Origin of the sequence: Acetobacter ascendens (genome assembly GCF_001766235.1) — a bacterium.
GTDB lineage: Bacteria > Pseudomonadota > Alphaproteobacteria > Acetobacterales > Acetobacteraceae > Acetobacter > Acetobacter ascendens.
The window spans coordinates 1,754,946-1,776,086 of the sequence record NZ_CP015164.1 but is presented as its reverse complement, the minus strand read 5'-3'; the positions used below and the strand labels follow the sequence as shown (position 1 = coordinate 1,776,086).

Annotated in this window: 12 protein-coding genes and 2 pseudogenes; 7 read left to right on the top strand and 7 right to left on the bottom strand. The window is 56.2% G+C overall.

All coding sequences use genetic code 11. From position 1 onward, the window contains the following. Positions 1-12: 12 nt before the first annotated feature. Together A4S02_RS08480 and nirB are read right to left on the bottom strand one after the other, a co-directional pair. Positions 13-3,942 carry a bifunctional nitrate reductase/sulfite reductase flavoprotein subunit alpha gene (locus A4S02_RS08480; RefSeq protein WP_070323506.1) on the bottom strand — a complete coding sequence of 1,310 codons (3,930 nt, stop codon included), beginning with the start codon at positions 3,940-3,942 and terminating at the stop codon, positions 13-15. Positions 3,943-3,947: 5 nt separating this feature from the next. After that, positions 3,948-6,845 carry a nitrite reductase large subunit NirB gene (nirB, locus tag A4S02_RS08475; RefSeq protein ID WP_070323505.1) on the bottom strand — a complete coding sequence of 966 codons (2,898 nt, stop codon included), beginning with the start codon at positions 6,843-6,845 and terminating at the stop codon, positions 3,948-3,950. A gap of 129 nt (positions 6,846-6,974) precedes the next feature. On the opposite strand from nirB, the gene A4S02_RS08470 reads away from it, so the two are divergent. Beyond that, positions 6,975-8,360: an IS1380 family transposase gene (locus A4S02_RS08470; protein WP_070323504.1), complete on the top strand. Its 1,386-nt coding sequence runs from the start codon at positions 6,975-6,977 to the stop codon at positions 8,358-8,360. Between the two features lie 142 nt (positions 8,361-8,502). Here A4S02_RS08470 and A4S02_RS08465 read toward each other — a convergent pair whose 3' ends face one another. Next, the gene (locus A4S02_RS08465) at positions 8,503-10,191 is read right to left on the bottom strand and encodes an alginate export family protein (protein ID WP_082246869.1); all 1,689 of its coding nucleotides are present in this window, start codon (positions 10,189-10,191) and stop codon (positions 8,503-8,505) included. 8 nt (positions 10,192-10,199) lie between these two features. Next, on the bottom strand, positions 10,200-11,384 hold the full coding sequence (locus A4S02_RS08460; RefSeq protein WP_070323502.1) for a nitrate/nitrite transporter: 1,185 nt from the start codon (positions 11,382-11,384) through the stop codon (positions 10,200-10,202). A gap of 226 nt (positions 11,385-11,610) precedes the next feature. On the opposite strand from A4S02_RS08460, the gene A4S02_RS08455 reads away from it, so the two are divergent. Continuing rightward, the gene (locus A4S02_RS08455; protein ID WP_070323501.1) at positions 11,611-12,240 is read left to right on the top strand and encodes a gluzincin family metallopeptidase; all 630 of its coding nucleotides are present in this window, start codon (positions 11,611-11,613) and stop codon (positions 12,238-12,240) included. Here A4S02_RS08455 and A4S02_RS15120 read toward each other — a convergent pair. The 3 genes and pseudogenes from A4S02_RS15120 to A4S02_RS08445 all read right to left on the bottom strand — a co-directional run. Then, a pseudogene (locus A4S02_RS15120) lies at positions 12,171-12,772 on the bottom strand (IS5 family transposase); the annotation flags it as partial. The gene A4S02_RS08455 and the pseudogene A4S02_RS15120 overlap by 70 nt on opposite strands. Positions 12,773-12,906: 134 nt before the next feature. Beyond that, a complete protein-coding gene (locus A4S02_RS08450; protein WP_070323500.1) occupies positions 12,907-13,986 on the bottom strand; it encodes an IS5 family transposase in 1,080 nt (359 codons plus the stop codon). A 78-nt stretch (positions 13,987-14,064) separates the two neighbouring features. Continuing rightward, positions 14,065-14,220 (bottom strand): annotated as a pseudogene (locus A4S02_RS08445) (transposase); the annotation flags it as partial. A 216-nt stretch (positions 14,221-14,436) separates the two neighbouring features. Here A4S02_RS08445 and A4S02_RS08440 point away from each other — a divergent pair. From A4S02_RS08440 to narI, 5 genes are read left to right on the top strand one after another with little or no spacing between them, the layout of a single operon-like run. After that, complete coding sequence (locus A4S02_RS08440; RefSeq protein ID WP_070323499.1) at positions 14,437-18,138, top strand: nitrate reductase subunit alpha; 3,702 nt, start codon at positions 14,437-14,439, stop codon at positions 18,136-18,138. Positions 18,139-18,190: 52 nt separating this feature from the next. Beyond that, positions 18,191-19,723, top strand: a complete 1,533-nt coding sequence (narH, locus tag A4S02_RS08435) for a nitrate reductase subunit beta (protein WP_035366585.1) — start codon at positions 18,191-18,193, stop codon at positions 19,721-19,723. Then, a complete protein-coding gene (gene narJ / locus A4S02_RS08430; protein WP_228142326.1) occupies positions 19,666-20,421 on the top strand; it encodes a nitrate reductase molybdenum cofactor assembly chaperone in 756 nt (251 codons plus the stop codon). The genes narH and narJ overlap by 58 nt, the downstream gene beginning before the upstream one ends. Continuing rightward, a complete protein-coding gene (locus A4S02_RS16405) occupies positions 20,418-20,579 on the top strand; it encodes a respiratory nitrate reductase subunit gamma (protein WP_082246795.1) in 162 nt (53 codons plus the stop codon). Before narJ ends, A4S02_RS16405 begins: the two co-directional genes overlap by 4 nt. Further along, positions 20,564-21,139, top strand: a complete 576-nt coding sequence (gene narI, locus A4S02_RS08425; protein WP_265733680.1) for a respiratory nitrate reductase subunit gamma — start codon at positions 20,564-20,566, stop codon at positions 21,137-21,139. Before A4S02_RS16405 ends, narI begins: the two co-directional genes overlap by 16 nt. The last annotated feature ends 2 nt before the right edge of the window (positions 21,140-21,141 follow it).

The following is a 21,141-nucleotide window of genomic DNA, read 5'->3' as shown; positions in this document are numbered from 1 at the left end:
TCCTCCTTTCGTTCAATACACGTCCCGCAGATAACGGCCACTGCGGGTAAGGTCGGTTATAAAAGCGTCTGCCTGCTCGCTTGTCATTGATCCATGTCGTGCAATAATTTTTTTCAGGGCGCTGTCAACATCCCGCGCCATGCGGGCGGCATCTCCACAGATATAGAAATAAGCCCCTTGGGTCAGCCAGTCCCAGAGTATGGCACCATGCTCTTCCATACGGTCCTGCACGTAAATGCGCTCCGGCTGATCGCGCGAGAACGCGGTGTCCAGCCGTGTCAGGCAGCCTTCGGCCATAAAGGCTTCCAGTTCCTCACGGTAATAAAAGCCGGTGCGTTCATGTCGTTCCCCAAAGAACAGCCAGTTCGGGCCAGAGGCCTTTCGGGCTGAGCGTTCCTGCAAAAAGGCACGGAAGGGGGCAATGCCAGTGCCCGGTCCCACCATGATGACGGGCACGGTCTCATCCGCAGGCAGATGGAAATGCGTTGTGGGCTGTACAAACACCGGCACTGTATCACCTGCCTTTAGTCCTGCCAGCCATGTGGACGAGACGCCGGGATAAGGGGAGGTGTTGACGCCCACTGTGAGATGCACGCTGTCCGGGCAGACTGTGGGGGAGGAGGAAATGGAATAAAGCCGCGGCTGCATCTGCCGAAAGAGCGTGGGCAGATCCTCTGGTGCCACAGGGGCCGGTAGAGTGGCGATAAGGTCTGGCAGATAACCGCTTTCCGTGCGGCCCAGTCGTTCCAGCAGTCTGGCGGACGGGCGTGAGAGGTCAAACCAGCGGCGTAGAGCTTCGCCCAGCGGTGTGGGTCCGTGGTGGCGCAGCGTCAGGATGGTTTCTTCGGGCATCAGCAGGGCGGCCAGAACCTGTTGCACAATGCCCTCATTGTTGCGTGGCCAGACGCCCAGCGCATCGCCTGCTTTATAAGTTACGCCTTTGCCGGAAATATCCAGTGCAATGTGGCATGTTTCCTTATCAGGGTCATTGCCGGTCAGGCGGGTCACGCTGGCGAGGCGTGCCAGGGCAGGCGTGGTGCGGGTGATGCCAGGGGCCAGAACCGGGGCGAGCAGGGCAGGGCTGGTTTCGGACGGCGCGGGGCCACCCAATGCTGCGAGAAGCCGGGGCCGCCACTCTTCAACGGTGTCCTCATAATCCGGTTCACAGTCCACGCGGGGCAGGAGTGGTGTGCCGCCAAGTGCGCTCAGCCGTTCATCCAGCGCGCGACCAAACCCGCAGAAGCTGGCGTAAGAAGAATCCCCCAGCGCCAGCACTGCATAGCAGAGGGCTGGCAACGTGAGGTCCTGTTCTTTGAGGGCCTCCCAGAACGGAGCAGCACTATCCGGTGGGTCGCCATCGCCAAAGGTGGAAACAAGAAACAACGCCGTGCCGGAAAGGGTGGCCGGGTCACACACATTGAGTTCAGCCAGACGCACCGGATGCCCGTTTTCCCGCAACCAAAGTGCAGTTTGTGCCGCCAGAGCCTCCGTGCGTCCGGTCTGGGAAGCCCACCAGAGAGTGAGCGTTGGAGCAGAAGCTTCTGTAGAAGAAAGGGTTGCCGCTGCTACCGGGGTGCGGGAATACAGCCCGGCCAGCAGGCCGTTGAGGTGAGCCCTCTGTGCGTCAGAAAGTGGGGCGGAACACGGCACAACTGGCACGCTGTCCTCCGGCGGGGCCATGCGCAGACCATCCAGAAAACCACTGAGCCAACCAAGGCTTTCCCCGGAAAAATCAGGCGCTTTCTGTGGCGTCAGACCCAGATGGCGGGCAAGCTGATCTGTGGGCATGGTCTCTGTGCTTTCCTGAGCAGGAGGGGCGGCAGTCTGAACACGGGTCAGGGAGACGGCGCAGTGCTTGATGCCGGGCTGGAGAGAGACGGGGTCAATCGCATCCGGCGTGACGGCATTGATGCATAGCGCCTCGCCAAAGCGGTCATTCCAGTGGAAGGGTGCGAAGCAGGTGCCGGGGGCGACACGCCGGGAAATACGAGCCGGAAGTGTGGCGCTCCCCCGGCGGGAGCGGATTTCAACCCTATCGTTTTCGGCAATCCCAAGGCGTTTGGCGTCATCAGGGTGCAGTTCAAGAAAAGGACCGGGGTTGAGTTTGTTCAGTTGCTCCACCCGGCCTGTCTTGGTGAGCGTGTGCCACTGATGTTGCAGGCGGCCAGTATTGAGCAGGAAGGGGTAATCTTCATCCGGTTCGTCTTCTCGCGGCATCCATGGGCGGGCAAAGAACACCGCTTTGCCAGTGGGTGTGGCAAACACTGGGGGTGCGTCCGGGTTGGGGCGGTAGCGGATGGGGTGGCGTGGTGCGGTATCGCCTACCGGGGCGGGCCATTGCACGGGGCCGTCTTTCAGGCGGGCATGGCTGACGCCGGAAATATCATAACCCGTCAAAGGGTTTGCAAAACGACTGGCTTCAGCAAAAACATCGGCTGCGGAGGTGAAGGAGAACCCTTCCGCAAACCCCATGGCGCAGGCCACGCGGGCAATAATCTGCCAGTCCGGCATGGCATCCCCCGGAGGGGGCACGGCCTGCCGGGCAAGGGTCATGGTGCGGTCGGAATTGACCTGCACGCCATCACCTTCCGCCCACAGCGCACCGGGGAGCAGGATATCGGCATAGGGGCCGGTTTCCGTGTCTGCATAGGCATCCTGTACAATGACAAGCTCGGCTTTTTCAAGCGCAGCCTGAACCCTGCCACGCCGGGGCACGGTGGCGACGGGATTGGTGCAGATAATCCAGCAGGCCTTGATGTGCCCTTCCGCCATGTCCTGAAACAGGGCGATTGCACCATCACTGTTTGCATCCCTGATGGTGCCGGGGGGCAGATGCCATTGCTCTTCACAAAACGCACGGTCCTGCGCCGAGAGCACGCTGCGCTGGCCGGGCAGACCGGGCCCCATATAGCCCATTTCCCGCCCGCCCATGGCGTTGGGTTGGCCGGTAAGGGAGAACGGTCCAGCGCCCGGTTTGCAAATAGCCCCGGTGGCCAGATGCAAATTGCACAAGGCGTTGGTATGCCATGCGCCGGAGGTGCTCTGGTTGAGCCCCATGGTCCACAAAGAGAGCCATTCGCCCGCTTCAGCAATCCAGCGAGCGGCGGTGCGGATATCGTCTTCCGCAAGGCCCGTCAGACTGGCGACGCGCTCTGGCGTGTAATCAGCCAGAAAGGCGGCCATGTCCTCCCAGCCGGTGGTGCAGGTGGCGATAAAGTCCGTATCAAGCGCACCATGTTCCATCAGAAGGTGCAGCAAGCCATTGAGCAGCGCGAGGTCCGTGCCGGGGCGGATTTGCAGGAAGAGATCGGCTTTGTCCGCTGTGGCAGTGCGGCGTGGGTCCACCACAATCAGTTTTGCACCGGCCCGTTTGCGGTCCATCAGGCGCAGGAACAGGATGGGGTGACAATCTGCCATATTCGCGCCGATGACGAAAAACAGATTGGTGCAGTCAAAGTCTTCGTAAGAGCCGGGGGGCGCATCCGCGCCGAGGGAGAGTTTATATCCCGTGCCAGCGGCTGCCATGCACAGGCGGGAATTGGATTCAATATGCCGTGTGCGGAGGTAGCCTTTCACCAGCTTGTTGGCGAGGTATTGAGCCTCCATGGACATCTGGCCGGACACGTAAAGCGCAATGGCGTCGGGTCCATCGGTCTCAAGAATATGGCGTAGCCGTCTGGCTGTTTCCGTAATCGCGGCGTCCATGGAAACGGGGGTCAGCGGTGTTGCGCGGTCTGGCCGAAGCAGGGCGCAGTCCAGTCGGGCGGCGGAGGTAACGGGCTTGTCGCATGAGCTTCCTTTGGTGCAGAGCCGACCGCCATTGGCCGGGTGTGCGGTATCCCCCCGCACCCGGACAATTTTCTGGTCTTCCACCTCCATCACAATGCCGCAACCGACACCGCAATAGGGGCAGACAGACCGGATTTCTTCCGCGCAGGCCATGCGGGTTACGCCATGGCGGCTTCCGCCGGGGCGGTCACTTTACGGGCGCGGATTTCTACACGGCCCTTATGCAGCCGGGCATCCCAGGCGTGGATGGATTTGGATGCATCTTCCAGACAGGTGCCGTCCTCCAGATTGAAGTGCTGCTTGTAAAGTGGGGAGGCTACAACCGGCTGCCCGTGGATATCCCCCATCAAACCACGCCCCAGCACATTGGCGTGGGAGAAGGGGTCATGATTATCCACGGCAAAAACCCGGTCTTCACCCTGCGTGTCGGGCAGATAGAATAGGGCAATCTGCGTGGTGTTATAAAGCGCGACCACGCCGGAGCGAGGCACAAGGTCACTCTGCGCGCACAGGTCAGTCCAGTCTGCCGGGCCTGCGGAGATCGGCAGCTCCGGTTGATTATCCGCAGGTTTGACCTGATCGCGCTCCGGCACGGTGCGAATATTCGGGTCTGGGCGCGCATCATTCACAAAGGTGCGGAAGCGTTTGAGCTTTTCTTCATCCGTCAGAGCGTTTTTCCATTCGCACTGATAGGTATCTACAACAAGCTGCATCTGCTGTTCCAGTTCGTCACAGATGCCGAGACTGTCGTGGATGATCACATCTTGCAGATACTCAAGCCCGCCTTCCAGATTTTCACGCCAGACGGAGGTGCGCTGGAGTTTATCTGCGGTGCGGATATAAAACATCAGGAAACGGTCAATATATTTGACCAGTGTTTCCGCATCGAGGTCCGTTGCAAACAGTTCCGCATGACGCGGGCGCATGCCGCCATTGCCGCACACATACAGGTTCCAGCCATTTTCCGTGGCAATCACACCAACGTCCTTGCTCTGGGCTTCCGCACATTCCCGCGTGCAGCCAGAGACTGCAAATTTCAGCTTGTGCGGAGACCGAAGGCCTTTATAGCGGTTTTCCAGATCCAGCGCCTTGCCCACACTATCCTGCACGCCATAACGGCACCATGTGCTGCCGACGCAGGATTTTACCGTGCGGGTGGATTTACCGTAGGCATGCCCCGTTTCAAAACCAGCATCCAGCAGTTCCCGCCAGATATCAGGCAGCTGGTGCAGCTGTGCGCCAAACAGGTCTACGCGCTGGCCGCCGGTAATCTTGGTGTAGAGGTTATATTTTTTGGCAACCTGCCCCAGAACAATCAGCTTGTCTGGCGTAATTTCACCCCCGGCAATGCGCGGGACAACGGAATAGGTACCGTTCTTCTGCATGTTGCCCATGAACGTATCGTTCGTATCCTGCAGCGGGATATAGAGCGGGTCCGTAATGGGCTTGTTCCAGGCAGAGGCCAGAATGGAGCCGACTGCCGGTTTACAGATATCGCAGCCCAGACCGCCATTGCCGTACTGGGCCATCAGGTCTTCAAAACTGCGGATATTATGCACGCGGACGAGGGAATAGAGTTCCTGCCGGGTGTAGGAGAAATGTTCGCACAGACTATGGTCAACCGTAATGCCGCGTGCCGTGAGTTCTGTTTCAAAAACGCTTTTCAACAGCGCGGAACATCCGCCGCAGCCGGTGCTGGCTTTTGTATCTTTCTTGAGGGTGGCGAGGTCCGTGCAGCCCTGCTCAATTGCGGTGCTGATCGCCCCTTTGGTTACGTTATGGCAGGAGCAGATGGTCGCGGTATCCGGCAGGGCGTCTGCGCCAAGCAGTTCCGCACCTTCCCCACGTGGCAGGATTAGCACTGCCGGGTCAGCCGGGGGTGCAATCTCGTTCTGCACATACTGAAAAATGGTGTCGTAGTAGGAATTATCGCCGACCAGCACAGCGCCGGTCACGCGGCTACCATCCGCTGAAAGCACAAGGCGACGGTAGGAGCCGTCTGCCTCACCAATAAAGCGATAGCTGGTGCAGCCCGGTTCCCGCCCGTGGGCGTCGCCAATCGAGCCGACATCCACGCCTTGCAGCTTCAGTTTTGTGGACATGTCCGCGCCGGTAAAGGCGGCTTCTGCATCCCCGGCCAGCAGCGCGGCCACGGTACGGGCCATGGTATAACCGGGGGCGACAAGGCCGAAAATCTGGCCTTCCCACAAGGCGCATTCGCCAACGGCAAAAATATCCGGGTCGGACGTGCGACACTGGTTATCCACTACAATGCCGCCACGCGGGCCGATTTCCAGCCCACAGGCGCGACCCAGAAGATCTTGCGGTTTGATCCCTGCGGAAAAGACAACCATGTCGGTTTCTAAGGCGGACCCATCAGCAAAAATCAGCTTATGGCGGTGCGTGGTGCCGGGCACGATTTCCTGTGTCTGGTGCAGGACGCGGACATCAATACCGAGCGCCTCAATCCGCTTTTTCAGGGCGCGTCCGCCCTCTTCATCCAGCTGCGCGGACATCAGATGCGTGCCAAGCTGGATCACACTCACATCCAGCCCCAGCACCTTGAGCGCGTTGGCCGCTTCCAGCCCTAGCAGGCCGCCGCCAATTACTGTGCCATGCTGTGCCCCTTCGGCAGCAGCGCGGATCAGGTCCAGATCTTCCAGTGTGCGATAGACCAGCCCGGCGGTGCCGGTGTTGCCCGGAACAGGTGGCACAAACGGCGTGGAGCCAGTTGCGAGAATGAGTGTGGTGTAAGTCAGGCTCCCGTTTTCTGTCGTGACGGTTTTTGCCGCACGGTCAATATCAGTAATACGGCTGTTCAGGTGCAGCGTAATGCCGTGTGCGGTATGGAAATCTTCCTGATGCAGCCGCAGGGCCAGCGCATCCTGCCCGGTCATGTAATCGGTCAGATGCACACGGTCATAAGCGTGGTGCTGCTCTTCACCAAAGACGTGAATCTGGTGGGTTTCGTGCAGGCCGTGCATGACGAGCTGTTCCGCACAGTAATGGCCAACCATGCCGTTGCCGACAATAATGATGTTGTCTTTGGTGGTCATGGGTTTTCTCCCCTGCCTTTAAAACTTGAATTCGACGCGGAAATCTCACAGAAGGGTTGTGCATCGGGTTAGATTATGAAAAAGTCTGTTTTGCACAAAAGAAATTTTCGTAAGCTATAAGAAAACCCGATGCAGACAGAGTGTAGCGCAGGCGCGTATGAATTTCCAGCCTCCTGTGGACGGCGTGTTGTAGCCCGTTTTGACGGGGGTCGCATGAGTTCGGATGGCGGTGTCATCCTGGTAAAGCAGGTCGATGATAGTCTGGGGTTCAGTCGCCGTTTTGCTGCATGTTTTCGCGATGAGCGGCATCCTGCCTTTGTGGAATACCGGGTTGAAGACCTTGTCCGTCAGCGGATCATGGGCCTGGCACTGGGCTATGAAGACCTTAATGACCATGACGCTTTACGTCATGATCCTGTCATGGGTCTGGTATCGGGACGTCTGTCAGGAAGCCGGGCCAACTGTGTGGCACTGGCAGGAAAATCCACGCTGAACCGGCTAGAGCGCAGTGGGCAGCAGGCAGATCGTTACTGCCGCATCATTGCTGATCATGAGGCCCTGGCTACCCTGTTCGTGACGCTTTTCATGGACCAGCATGAGCGCGCACCCGCCCGGATCGTTCTGGATGTGGATGCCACCGATGACCGTATCCATGGCCATCAGGAAGGCCGCGCCTTTCATGGATATTACGGCCATAACTGCTATCTTCCCCTGTATGTCTTCTGCGGGGACCATCTCCTCAGCGCTACCCTGCGCACGGCAGACAGGGACCCGAGGAAGGAAGCACTGGCAGACATCCGCCGGATCGTGGAGCAGATCAGGAGCCGCTGGCCCCGGGTGCGTATCCTGGTGCGTGGGGACAGCGGTTTCGCCCGGGACAGTCTGATGACATGGTGCGAAGACAACCACGTTGACTTCCTGTTCGGGCTTGCAGGCAACACCCGCCTGTATGACCGGATTGCCTCTTTGTCCGCTGAGGTTCGTGACGAAGCCGCCACGACAGGCAGAGCTGCGCGCGGTTTCGCCTCCTTTGACTGGATCACAAAGGACAGCTGGACGCGCCGCAGGCGGGTCGTGGCCAAGGCCGAATGGCGCCACGGCAACCGCTATCATCGCTTTATTGTCACCACGCTACCGCAGGGAATGTCCGACCCCCGCCATCTCTACAAACAGATTTACTGCGCACGCGGGGATATGGAAAACCGCATCAAGGAATGCCAGATGGATCTGTTCTCAGACAGGACCTCGTCCCACACCATCCGGGCCAACCAGCTCCGGCTGTGGTTCTCGGCCGCAGCCTATGTCCTGCTGACCGCTCTGCAAAGACTGGCCCTTGGCCAGACCAGCCTGGAGACGGCGACCTGTGGCACCATACGCGCACGACTGCTCAAAATCGCGACACGTGTAACGCTCAGCGTCCGTCGGATTGTCCTGTCCATGCCGGACATGTTCCCCTGTCAGCATGAATTCGCCCTCGCTCATGCACGATTGCGAAGGCTCCGGCAGGCCATCTGAAGAAACAGACAGTGCACAGACCACATAGCTTCCACCAACACTGCCTTCTCAGGCCGTGACACCCTCACTGCGTTCAGAACCCGCCGCCAGAAGCAGAATATCGTCAATATTCCAGATCGGGCTCCTGTGGGATGACTGAATTCTACAAAATGACCCGAAATTGCCTCAAGTGTGAGAAATCCGCGTCGAGCGTCTGCATGTAAAGCGTGCCCTCTTTGGCCCCGACATCCCGCATCCCGCGGGAGAGCAGGATGCCTTCAATATCGTGCGTCCACGCCCAGTGCGGTGCAAAATTCCAGGACAGCTGGGTGTAGGGCATCACACCCGTAAAGCCGCCATGCAGATTATTGCGCCAGCTATAGATTTTGCCGTTCCCGCCATAAATGGCGTCCTGCGTGCTGGCACGCCAGAAGACGGGCACATGCAGCTTGAGATGCAGGGTAGGGAGCATGGTAAAGTTGGCGATGGGGCCAACACCAATCAGGTTTTGTGAGGTCAGAGAGAGCGAGAGGTCATTGTAATAGGGCAGCGGCACAAACGGCGTGGCAAACGTGCCGACGGCACCCCCCTGACTGCGGTCAGACCCGCCGGAGAACAGATCCCCCTGCACACCAAAGCCCGGCTTGCCGGCCCAGTCCGAGCGTGTGTACGTGATGCTGCCATTCACGGCATAAGCGCGCACAGAGCGGGTGCTCTGGGTAGTTTTGGCCGGGCGGAATTCACCGCCCTGAAAAATACCGGTCAGACTGGTGCTGAAAGGCCCGACATTGCCCCAAAGCCGCATGCCCACATTGTCCCGCCGGGTGGAACCTTTCTGGGTGCCGCCAGTCGTTGCTGTGGGGATGGAGGCTGCTGCCCCGCCATACAGATAGCCGAGGAAAAACAGATCCGCGAACATCTGGCTTTTCTGCCCCATGAATTTGAAGGAGGGCAGAGCCGTGGAGCTGTACGCCCCATACAGGCGGGCATTGTAATTGGTGCCGTCTGCAAAAACCTTTTGCGGCAGCTTGTTGGTCTGCATGAAGTCGAACAGGTCAAGCCTGAACTGGTTCCAGACAGCATAGCCACGGAAGCCGTCCCATGTTTGCTGCACGTTGGTCAGATCGCGCGGGGATTGCATGGAAACCGGCGCATCCAGAAAGACCTGTCGGCCACCAATCACACCCATCTGTGCGCCGAGCAGTCGCCCTTTGACTTCCAGAAGCCCTTGCTGGAGGTCCAGACTTTCACGCTGGGTGCCGGTCTGGTAGCCGTAAGTATTGGACCCGCCTGCTACGCCATACAGAAATTCCGCATAGGCGCGCACATGTTCACCCAGATGCAGGTCCGCTCCATACTGGTTGCGCAACAGGACACGGCTGGCATCGGTTTTGCCAGCCTGCCCCTGCATGGGCTGGTTTTCAAAAATATAGCGCAGGCGTTCCTCGCCGCTAAAGCTCATCCAGATGCTGCCGCTGTCATTCAGCCGCACATATTTCAGGCGGTTAAACCAGTCATTTTTCCGAATGTTGGACGGTGTGCGGGCCAGATCACTCCAGTCTTCAGTCCATCGGGCCTGGCCATAACCATTCACCACGCCAAAGCCGGAGGCTGCATTGTTCCCGGCATTAAAAACCTGCCAGTCCGGATGGTAGAGAGAGCCTTTGAGCATCGCCTTTTTATCCGGGATGGCCAGAACAGGCACCGGCACCACGGGGGCCAGCGGAGTGGCTGCTGCTGGCGGCACGGGCTTTTGCGCTTTGGGCTGCGTCTGCTCATCTGCCCACGCTGTGCCAGTGAGGGCGACGCTCAGAACAAGGCTGCCTGATTTCCAGTTTTGAAAGCAGCGCATAACACGTCTCATTGAGCGTTCTCCGTCCAGCGGCGATGACACGCCGTGACGCACCCGCAAGCAACGAGACAGACAAGTGCGAAGGTTAAAAAGCCGGGTCCGTAAGAGCCCGTCATCTGGCGGGCAGCCCCGAGGGAGGAGGCAAGGTAAAACCCGCCGACACCCCCAGCCATGCCCACAAGCCCGGTCAGAATGCCCACCTGCTGCGGAAAGCGGATGGGGACCAGCTGGAACACGGCCCCGTTGCCAAGCCCCAGTGTGAGCATGCCCAGAAAGAAGGCGCCGAACGCCAGATAGACAGACGGCAGGCCGGTTGCGATCAGCAGGAAGATGACCCCGGAGAACCCGTAGAGCAGCATCAGCGCCTTTGTGCCGCCTACGCGGTCGGCCATGGCCCCGCCAACCGGGCGGATGAAGGACCCGGCAAACACCACAAAAGCCGTGCAGGCTCCGGCAATGGCGGGGGGCAGGTGATACTGGTCATTAAAGTAAATGGTCAGGAAAGCCGCCAGACCGACAAAACCGCCGAAGGTGACGCTGTAGAAGAACATCAGCGCCCAGCAGCCGCCGGATTTCAGGATAGGCCCCCACGCGGCAAGACTGGACATGGTGGGGCGCGCAGCAGGCTCCCGCGCCAAAAACAGGAAGGCAATCAGCACGATCACCAGCGGAATGGTGGCCAGCCCCAGCACATTCAGCCAGCCTAGCATGGCGGCCAGACCGGGGGCGAACAGGGAGGCAAGGGCGGTACCGGAATTCCCGGCCCCTGCAATGCCCAGCGCGGTGCCCTGATAGCGCGGCGGATACCAGACGGAGGCCAGTGGCAGCGCAATGGCGAAGGACGCGCCGGCAATCCCCAGCACCAGTGCCACCCAGAACATGCTGGCATAGGTGTGCGGGGCCAGAAACCATGTCAGCCACAGGCCGAGAATAACGCTGATCTGCGCGCCAATGGCCACGCGGCGTGGGCCGAAGAGATCAACCAGTGCGCCTGCCAGCACCCGCAGGCCTGCCCCAGCCAGAACCGGGGTGGCGACAAGCAGACCCTTCTGGCCTGCATTGAGGTGCAGATCATGCGCGATGGAAATGCCCAGCGGCCCGAGCAGAACCCAGACCATGAAGGAGACATCAAAATACAGGAAAGCGGCGATGAGCGTCGGGGTATGGCCGGCTTTGAGAAACCCTTTATCCACAGAACGTCTTCCAGATGGCCCGCCCGTTCTGCGCGGAAAACCATCGCTCCTATGAGCCAGCGAACCGCCGTTGATTCGCCCTGTGTGCCGTCTCAGCCTTGGATAAGGCGCCGTGCCACCCCGCCGCCGTTGACGGAATGGTGATTATGTTAAGATAGTAGGATCGGAATAATCCGGAGTCAAAATGATTTCGATAAGTTAAACGGATTTTTAGGAGAATTATGGAATGCGTCGGCTTCTGACTTTGACAACCCTGCTGGCAGGGCTGCCGCTGGTCGACCCGGTCTGTGCGGAACAGGTGTTCTCCTTTCAGCGCGCCGCGGGACAGTTGCCAAAAACTGTTGTGCCTGTCTCGTACGGTATCAATATTTCAACAGATATAGACAACCTTAAACTCACTGGGCAGGAAACCATTCAGGTTGACGTGCGCACCTCCACCACGGATGTGACTCTCAATCAGGCAGGCCTGCATCTGGCTGAGGCTGTTCTGGATAACGGCGTGAAAGCCGGGATCACGCAGGACGATGCCGCTGAGACCGCAACGCTGCATTTCCCGGCAAAGGTCAGCAAGGGCGCGCATACGCTGGTCATCACCTATTCCGGGCCGATCCTGAAGACGCCGAACGGCATTTATGTGGATGACTACACGGCCCCTACCGGCGAGACAAAGCGGATGCTGGTCACGCAGTTTGAGGTGGCCGATGCCCGCCGCATGTTCCCCGGCTGGGATGAGCCTGCCTTTAAGGCAACCTTCCAGTTAAATGTTACGCTTCCTACGGCGTGTCGTCAGTTAAGCAGGATGATGATTGAGGCGAACTGCACGGCTGCGAGGAAGGTCGATTTCAGTTTATCGTAGCGGGTTGCGATAGCGCGAAACTGCTTGAGTTTATTGAAGAACCTCTCAACAAGGTTCCGTTCGCGGTAGAGAGAAAAATCGGTTTTCCGTCGTGTCGTTCTGTTGCGTTTTGGCGGGATGACCGGGGTAATCCCGCGCTGTATCAGCCGATCGATCAACCTGTCCGCGTCATACGCCTTGTCAGCAAGGAAAGCATCCGGTTCGATGTTTTCCAGAAGTGGTTCTGCCTGGGTGATATCGGCATCCTGTCCCGGTGTGATGCCGAGTTCCACTGGATTGCCCAGAGCGTCGCAGATGGCATGGATCTTTGTAGTTAGCCCGCCTCGTGATCGTCCGATGGCCTGATCCGTGCCCCTTTTTTGAGAGCTCCGGCACTATGCTGATGCGCTCGGACAATTGTGCTGTCGATCATCATGTATTCGTTGTCGTAATCAGCGGCCAGATAACGAAATATCCGTTCGATGACGCCGCTTTCACACCAGCGGCGCAGACGCCGGTGCACGTTTTTCCAGTCACCGAAACGGGCAGGAAGGTGGAGGGATCGAAGAACCCTTGATTGATGTGCTTGGCCGGTAATTTCTGGGTTTTGGCGATTTGATTGACGGTTTTTGCGATGGCGTCCAGTCTGCGTTTTGAGCAGATTGGGAGTTGTCTCTCGCTGGATGGCTATGCGCTCGCGTTCAATCTTTCGAGGAAGAGGAGGCGGCGCATATTGTAGACGATATTGGCGAGCCCGATCCTCATGGTGGCTCGACTGATACCGACAGTCCGGACAAACAGCCCCGTCTGTGACTTCTGATCGGCAAAGACATGCTCGACACGCGAGCGGATGACCGACTTTCCAGCATTTGATTTCTGGATATGCCGGGGCATAGGGTTGAGATGCGGCTTTTTGCGATGAACCTTGGAGACAAAGCCCTGCTTTTCCATGAAGTCTTCGTTGGCTTTTGAGCGATAGGCCGTGTCGGCCCAGACACTTGAGGCCGTATTGGTTTTATCCAGAAGCCCCTCTCTCAATCGCGCGCCATCACTGGCAGCGGCATGCGTTGTTTTCCATTTGCGGATGAACCGGTATTTCCGATCGATGGAAACATGCGATTTATAGCCAAAGAACGGGATGGCGAGATCGCTGGATGGCATGGTTCCATCATCCTGCCGCTTCGCCTTCGTGAACTTCAGTGTCCAGCGCGCATGACGATCCTTGTGCGACAGCTTTGCGGGTTTGTCCTGCCAGTCTTCAGGAATACGGCCTGCTCGCAGATCCGCTTTCTCTGCATTGGTGTTCCGCTGCTTCGGAGCCGCTACCAGCGTGGCATCCAGGATCTGGCCTGACATCGGCAAATACCCGGCGTTACGCAGGGTCGCATCAAAGCGGTTGAACAGCCCATCGATCGCACCCGCCTGGGTCAGACGCTTTTGACACAGCCAGACCGTTTTGGCATCCGGCACCCGATCTGAAAGTCCCAGCCCAAGGAAACGCATAAAGGAGAGGCGATCGTTGATCAGATATTCCGTCCGCTCATCAGACAAATTGTTGAGCGTCTGGATCACCAGGATCTTGAACATCAGCACAGGATCAAATGGCGGTCGTCCGCCCTTGCTTCCATCGGAATACGCCAGGGCCTTGTCCAGATCAGGACGGAACGCTTCAAAATCCACAGTCCGGGAAAACGCTTCGAGCTGATCGCCCAGCCCACTCAGCCGGGCAAGACGCTCTTCAACATCAAAGAAACCAGACTGCTTCATATCGCCATTCCCTCAATCAACGCAGAAGAAATAGAATCATACAGAAGACCTCAAAACCAGGGGGTTTTTAGAACCCTCCAGGTCGCGCCATGGAATACCGGCGCGATAGCGATACAGCACCGCCTCCACGAACAGACGGTTGTTCACCGCAGTGCCGCCGACATAGCCTTCTCGACCAGGAAGAAGATCCTTTATCCGCTCCCACTGGTCATCGCGTAAACTATAGCGCCGCATCTGTCTGTCTCCCCAAAAAAACGGGAAAACAGTCAGCACACGCAGACACAAAGTACAACCCTCACGTGCCACTCTCAGGGCTTAACTGACGACACGCCGTAATTTAATTAATAATTGCTGAGATCATGATTGATATGGATCATGGCTGCAACAGAGGGGAAGGCGTAGTTATGCGCGCTATTACAACAAACTATCCTCCTAAGGTTTGCTCTTGCTATGAGCCAACTCATCGACAGACTTCTCTTTTTCAAAAAATATCAAGGTAAGTTTGCGGGTGGCCATGGCGTCAATACAGATGAAAGCCGGGCATGGGAGGATACCTACCGGTCCCGGTGGGAGAGTGAGAAAATTGTCCGGTCAACGCATGGCGTGAACTGCACCGGCAGTTGCAGTTGGAAGATCTATGTTAAAAGTGGTCTGGTCACGTGGGAAACACAACAGACCGATTACCCGCGCACGCGACCAGATATGCCCAACCACGAACCACGTGGCTGCCCGCGTGGCGCAAGCTACTCATGGTATCTGTATAGCAGTAACCGTATTCGCTACCTGCTGGTGCGCAAACGGCTGGTTGAGTTGTGGCGCGAAAAACGTAAGACGCTGGATGCGGTCTCAGCTTGGGCAGCCATCCAAAACGACCCGATCGCCCGTCAGAGTTATCAGGCACAGCGTGGGCTGGGGGGCTTTGTTCGGGTGTCTTGGGATGAGGCAAACGAACTGATTGCCGCAGCAAATATCCATACCATCAAAACATGGGGGCCTGACAGGCTTGTGGGCTTTTCGCCCATTCCAGCCATGTCTATGCTGAGTTACGCTGCCGGAACACGCTATTTAAGCCTTCTTGGCGGAACATGCCTGTCTTTTTATGACTGGTATTGTGACCTGCCTCCCGCGTCCCCTCAGACATTTGGTGACCAGACAGACGTGCCAGAAAGTCTTGACTGGTATAATTCGGGCTATCTGCTGGTCTGGGGCTCCAATGTGTCCATGACCCGCACACCCGATGCTCATTTTTATACAGAAGCACGGTATCGGGGCGCAAAAAGTGTAGTCATTGCTCCGGACTATGTTGAAGTCGCTAAATTTGCAGATTTATGGCTGCACCCTCGCCAAGGAACGGACTCTGCACTGGCATTGGCCATGGTGCATGTCATTCTTCGTGAGTTCTATCTTGAACGTCAGGTCCCTTATTTTCAGGACTATGCAACCCGGTACACAGACCTTCCATTTCTGGTGATCCTGGACCCCAGCGATGCAGGTCAGAAACCCGGCAGGCTGCTCCGCGCGGCTGATCTGGCGGATGACCGGTACCACACCACAGAAGCTGACTGGAAGCCTCTGGTTTGGGACCGGGAACAGGCCTGCCCTGCTATGCCGCGCGGGTCTGCCGGTTTTCGGTGGGAAAACGAGGGGAAATGGAACCTTGAACCATTTGATGCCGTAACAGGTGCGCCCTTAACACCGTCTCTTTCTCTGGGTGAGAGTGGAGAGATGGCCACAGTACTGTTTCCATATTTTGGTGGAGACGGGCGCTTTGGTTTGAATGAGGCCGAGCCAGTTCATGCCCGTAAGGTTCCGGTACGAAGCATAGCCCTGAAAACAGGCGAGCATGTCCAGTGCGCCACTGTTTTTGATTTAATGACCGCACATTATGGGCTTTCTGCGGACGCTACCGCGTGGCCGGATTATGAGAGTAATGTGCCCGGTACGCCCGCTTGGCAGGAGGCCATTACCGGTGTGCCGCGTGAAAGATGTATTGCTGTAGCACGCGGCTTTGCCCGAAATGCGGAAGCTACGCAGGGGCGCTCCATGGTTATTCTGGGGGCAGGCCTCAACCATTGGTACAATATGGACATGACGTACCGTGCTATTCTGAACATGCTCATGCTGTGTGGGTGCATAGGGCAGAACGGCGGCGGCTGGGCGCACTATGTGGGGCAGGAAAAGCTACGCCCATCCGCAGGGTGGGGGCCAGTCGCGTTTGCGGGGGATTGGGGCGGCCCGCCACGCCGAATGAACGGCACAAGCTTCTTCTATGCACATACAGACCAGTGGCGTTATGAGCAGTTAACACCAAGGGAGCAGCTTTCACCTCTGGCCTCGCCTGAAAAATGGCCTCAAACCGTGCTTGATTGTAACATTCAGGCTGAACGACGCGGCTGGCTGCCAAGTGCGCCACAGCTTGCGGTCAATCCGTTACAGCTCGGTCAAAAAGCCGCTCAAAGTGGGCAGGATCCTGCAACATATGTGAAGGACGCTCTTGTATCCGGTTCCATCAAGCTTGCTTGTGAAGACCCCGATGCACCGGAGAACTGGCCGCGTAACATGTTTGTCTGGCGGTCAAACTTGCTAGGTGCCAGCGGCAAAGGACATGAATATTTCATGAAGCACCTGTTGGGCGCGCCTAACAATGTCATGAACGAGGATAGTGACCAGAGGCCGGATTTTGCAAAATGGCATGATAAGGCTCCAGAAGGAAAACTGGACCTTCTGACAACTATTGATTTCCGCATGAGCACAACAGCAATGTTCAGCGATGTCGTTTTGCCAACCGCAACATGGTATGAAAAATCAGACCTGAATACGTCTGACATGCACACGTTTATTCATCCGCTGCAGGCTGCTGTTGACCCGGCATGGGAAGCCCGCACGGACTGGAGCATTTTCCGTGGTTTGGCTGAGACGTTCCAACGGTTGGCAAAAGGCCAGTTGGAGAGTGAAACAGATGTTGTTCTGTCACCCTTGCAAAAAGACACACCAGCCGAGCTGGCGCAGCCTTATGGTGACGAGATCTGGCGGTCAGAGCACCCGATAGCTGGTGTACCGGGCAAGACAATGCCCCAGATTGCTATTGTGCCAAGACGTTATGATGAGGTCTATGATCGCTACATTACGTTAGGTCCGGGTTTGGAAAAGAAGGGGAACGCAGACCACGGGTTACAGTGGGATACAACAGCAGAGATACAGGAACTTAAGCAGACACATCCGTCAGTCTCAGTGAAATATCCCGAGAGGTCTTCTCTTTTTCAGGATACCGATGCGGTTGAGACGGTACTTATGCTGGCACCGGAAACAAATGGTGCAGTTTCAGCCAGAAGCTGGAAGTCTCTTTCAGACAAAACCGGGCGTGACCTTTCTCACCGTCTGGGCGGAAGAGACGGTGACCGGATTACATTTGCAGATATCATTACACAGCCTCGGCAGGTCATAAACTCGCCGGTATGGAGCGGTGTCTCGTCAACGCAGGAAGCCTACACCGCTAACTGGCTGAATGTGCACGAATATGTACCATGGCGTACATTAACAGGTCGGCTTCAGTTTTATCAGGATCACCCTTGGCTCCGTGACTTTGGGGAAACCTTTGCCACATACAAGCCACCTATTGAAACACACTCAACGCCAGAGGCCTTAGGGGCTGCGCATGATAACGGAAACCCGGTTATCCCGCTGAATTTCCTGACCCCTCATCAAAAGTGGGGCATCCATAGCACCTATGCTGAAAACCTGATTATGTTGACACTTGGTCGTGGTGGCCCGGTTGTCTGGATTAGTGAGGATGACGCAACACGGCTCAAGATTGTCGATAATGACTGGGTAGAAGCTTTTAACTGTAACGGGACATTGGTGGCGCGTGCTGTTGTCAGCCAGCGTATTCCGTCTGGTGCAGCGTTTATGTACCATGCGGCCGAGCGCACCGCCAATGTGCCGGGTAGTGAAATTACTGGCAAGCGTGCCGGTATTCATAATTCAGTGACGCGTGTTGTCATGAAACCCACCCATATGGTGGGTGGGTATGCACATCTTTCATGGTCATTCAATTATTACGGGCCGGTTGGGTCTAATCGTGATGAATTTATTTTCTTACGTAAAATGAACGATGTGAACTGGTTTGACACCACCGAAAAAGGGAAGGGATGAAGATGATTTTGAGTAATTTTCCTGCTTCTCCCTGCATTATAGGTAAGTAACCGTGAAGATACGTGCGCAGATAGGTAAGGTTCTTAATCTCGATAAATGCATCGGGTGTCATACATGCAGTGTGACGTGCAAACAGGTCTGGACCAACCGTGACGGTGTTGAATACGCATGGTTTAACAATGTCGAAAGTAAACCCGGTGTCGGTTTTCCGCAGCAGTGGGAAAATCAGGAACTGTGGCATGGCGGCTGGCAGTTGGGAAAGGGAGAGTCACTCCGCCCTAAAATTGGTGGAAAATGGCGTATTCTTTCGAAAATTTTTGCAAACCCAAACCTGCCCCAACTTGACGATTATTATGAACCATTTGATTTTGATTACGCTGCATTGCAGAACGAAAAAAGCGAGCAGGTTGTTACGTCTGTCCGGCCGTATTCCCGTATTACCGGGCAGGTCATGGATAAAATTGAACGAGGCCCGAACTGGGAAGAGTCTCTGGGCACAGAATTTAAACATCGTTCCAAAGACTATAATTTCCGTGATGTAGAAAAAGAAATATATGGAAAGTTCGAAAATAGCTTTCTGATGTTTCTCCCGCGACTGTGTGAACACTGCCTTAACCCGACTTGTGTTGCATCATGTCCATCAGGTGCTATTTATAAAAGGGAAGAAGACGGCATTGTTCTGGTTGATCAGGAAAAATGTCGTGGGTGGCGCATGTGTGTCAGCGGTTGCCCTTACAAGAAAATTTATTACAATTGGCACACAGGAAAATCAGAAAAATGTGTGTTCTGCTACCCCCGTATAGAAAGTGGCCAGCCTACCGTCTGCTCTGAAACCTGTGTGGGGCGTATCCGCTATCTTGGCGTCATGCTGTATGATGCCGACAAAATTGAAACCGCTGCGGCTACAACAAACCCTGAAGATGCGTATGAGCAGCAGCTCGACCTTTTTCTGGACCCACACGACCCGGCAGTGGTTGAGCAGGCACGTCGGGACGGCATACCTGACGCATGGATTGACGCGGCCCAACGCTCGCCAGTGTACCGTATGATCAAGGAATGGAAAATCGCCTTTCCGCTCCATCCTGAATACCGCACCCTGCCTATGGTTTGGTACATCCCGCCCTTGTCGCCCATTCAGGAAGCAGCTTCTGCTGGTAGTCTGGAAACCCTGAATGGTATTCCAGATATCAACAGCCTACGTATACCGGTCCAATATCTGGCTAATATGCTCACTGCGGGGGATGAAGCGCCCGTCAAAGCGGCTCTTAACCGGCTGCTGGCGCTCCGGGCCTATATGCGCCGTTTCCAGATTGAGAATGTACGTGACGCCTCTCTCTTGCAGGGGGCAGGGCTGTCAGAGCAGCAAATTCAGGACATGTACCGTCTTCTGGCTATTGCGAATTATGAAGATCGCTTCGTTGTGCCAACCGCGCATAAAGAAGATGCAGAAGACCCTTACCATCAGCGCGGCATCGCGGGTTTTCATTTTAACCAGAGCACAACCTCCGGGAAAAGCCGCTTCAGCCTATGGGGGCAGCAGGGTGTAAGACCGGAAATTCGTCGTCATACGGTGAAAGGGGGATAACAATGTCTCAGTCTCTGTCATTCCTCTGTCAGTTAAGCGCTATTTTTCTTCGGTACCCTGATGAACTTATAAAGCAGGAAAGTGTAGAATTAGGCACGCTGATTTCGCTTTCCAATCTCTCTATAGAACAGAAAAAAGCTTTCGAAGAAATCAGGATTTTTCTTGAAAAAACACCACTTCTGGATGCGCAAAGCCAGTATGTGCAGCTTTTCGATATGTCCCCCTCTTTATCGCTCTACCTTTTCCAGCATGTGCATGGGGATTCCCGTATGCGCGGGCAGGCAATGGTGGATCTGTTAGAGGAATATCGTTCTGCCGGTCTGGATTTGCAGGGGAACGAGTTACCAGACTTTCTTCCCGCCTATCTAGAGTATGCGTCTGTGTGTGACCCTCAGAAAACACAGGAGCTTCTGACAGAAATAGTGGATATTCTTGCAGTTCTGAACAGAAGACTTCAAGAAAGGCGGTCTATATATTCTGGTATTTTCCAAATTTTACAGGAAGAATCCACACGTCTTCCTGACAAAGAAGTTGTGCACGCGCATTTAAGAGACACAGCCGTGATGGATGATCCCGCAACCCTTGATATGCGGTATGAAGAAAAACCTGTCACGTTCGATCATGCCTCCTCACCTGCGGCATGTAGCGCAGCGTGTACTGGCTATTCAGGCAAGGATCATGTGGAGGCAAGAGCATGAACTGGGTCGAGTACTTTCTGTTCCAAATCTATCCGTATCTATGTTTGTCGGTCTTTGTCATCGGGTGTTGGGCGCGGTTCGATAGAAGCCAGTTTTCATGGCGCGCTGAGTCGAGTGAGTTCCTTGAAAGAAAAACCCTGAAGTGGGCCAGTACCTGAAGTGGGCCAGTAATAGCTTCCACGTTGGTGTGCTGGGGTTGATGATGGGCCATGCTGCGGGGCTTCTGACCCCGCCCCAACTGACTGAGATGCTGGGCCTGAGTGCTCACGCCCACCAGTTGCTGGCTGTCGGTGCCGGAAGTGTGTTTGCAGTGTTCGCTGCTGTTGGTGGCGCAGGGCTTATTTACCGCCGAGTCTTTAACAAGCGCGTCAAGGCCACCAGCCGCCCAACTGACCTATTCATTCTTCTGTTTGTCTATGCGCAACTCTGGCTCGGAATTCTTGGGTTGCCACACTCCATGATGCATTCAGACGGGCACACAATGGAAATATTAGGGGAATGGTGCCGGGGTGTTCTGACATTCCGGTCAGGCCTGCCAAATCTGCTCACCACTATCCCGTGGGTTTACAAGCTACATCTGGTAACCGGCATGACGTTGTTTCTGCTAACGCCGTTTACCCGGTTGGTGCATGTTATCTCTGCTCCTATCTGGTACGTTTTTCGGCCGGGGTGGCAGATTGTCCGCCAGAACCACCATGTCGCTAATGATGAGACGTGAGC

Bases quoted from the DNA above. Each gene is read 5' to 3' on its own strand.
- narJ (WP_228142326.1), top strand. From the start codon at position 19,666: ATGGGGGCAGCAGGGTGTAAGACCGGAAATTCGTCGTCATACGGTGAA.
- A4S02_RS08440 (WP_070323499.1), top strand. From the start codon at position 14,437: ATGAGCCAACTCATCGACAGACTTCTCTTTTTCAAAAAATATCAAGGT.
- A4S02_RS08465 (WP_082246869.1), bottom strand. From the start codon at position 10,191: ATGCGCTGCTTTCAAAACTGGAAATCAGGCAGCCTTGTTCTGAGCGTC.
- nirB (WP_070323505.1), bottom strand. From the start codon at position 6,845: ATGACCACCAAAGACAACATCATTATTGTCGGCAACGGCATGGTTGGC.
- A4S02_RS08470 (WP_070323504.1), top strand. From the start codon at position 6,975: ATGCAGACAGAGTGTAGCGCAGGCGCGTATGAATTTCCAGCCTCCTGT.
- A4S02_RS08450 (WP_070323500.1), bottom strand. From the start codon at position 13,986: ATGAAGCAGTCTGGTTTCTTTGATGTTGAAGAGCGTCTTGCCCGGCTG.
- A4S02_RS16405 (WP_082246795.1), top strand. From the start codon at position 20,418: ATGAACTGGGTCGAGTACTTTCTGTTCCAAATCTATCCGTATCTATGT.
- A4S02_RS08455 (WP_070323501.1), top strand. From the start codon at position 11,611: ATGCGTCGGCTTCTGACTTTGACAACCCTGCTGGCAGGGCTGCCGCTG.
- A4S02_RS08480 (WP_070323506.1), bottom strand. From the start codon at position 3,942: ATGGCCTGCGCGGAAGAAATCCGGTCTGTCTGCCCCTATTGCGGTGTC.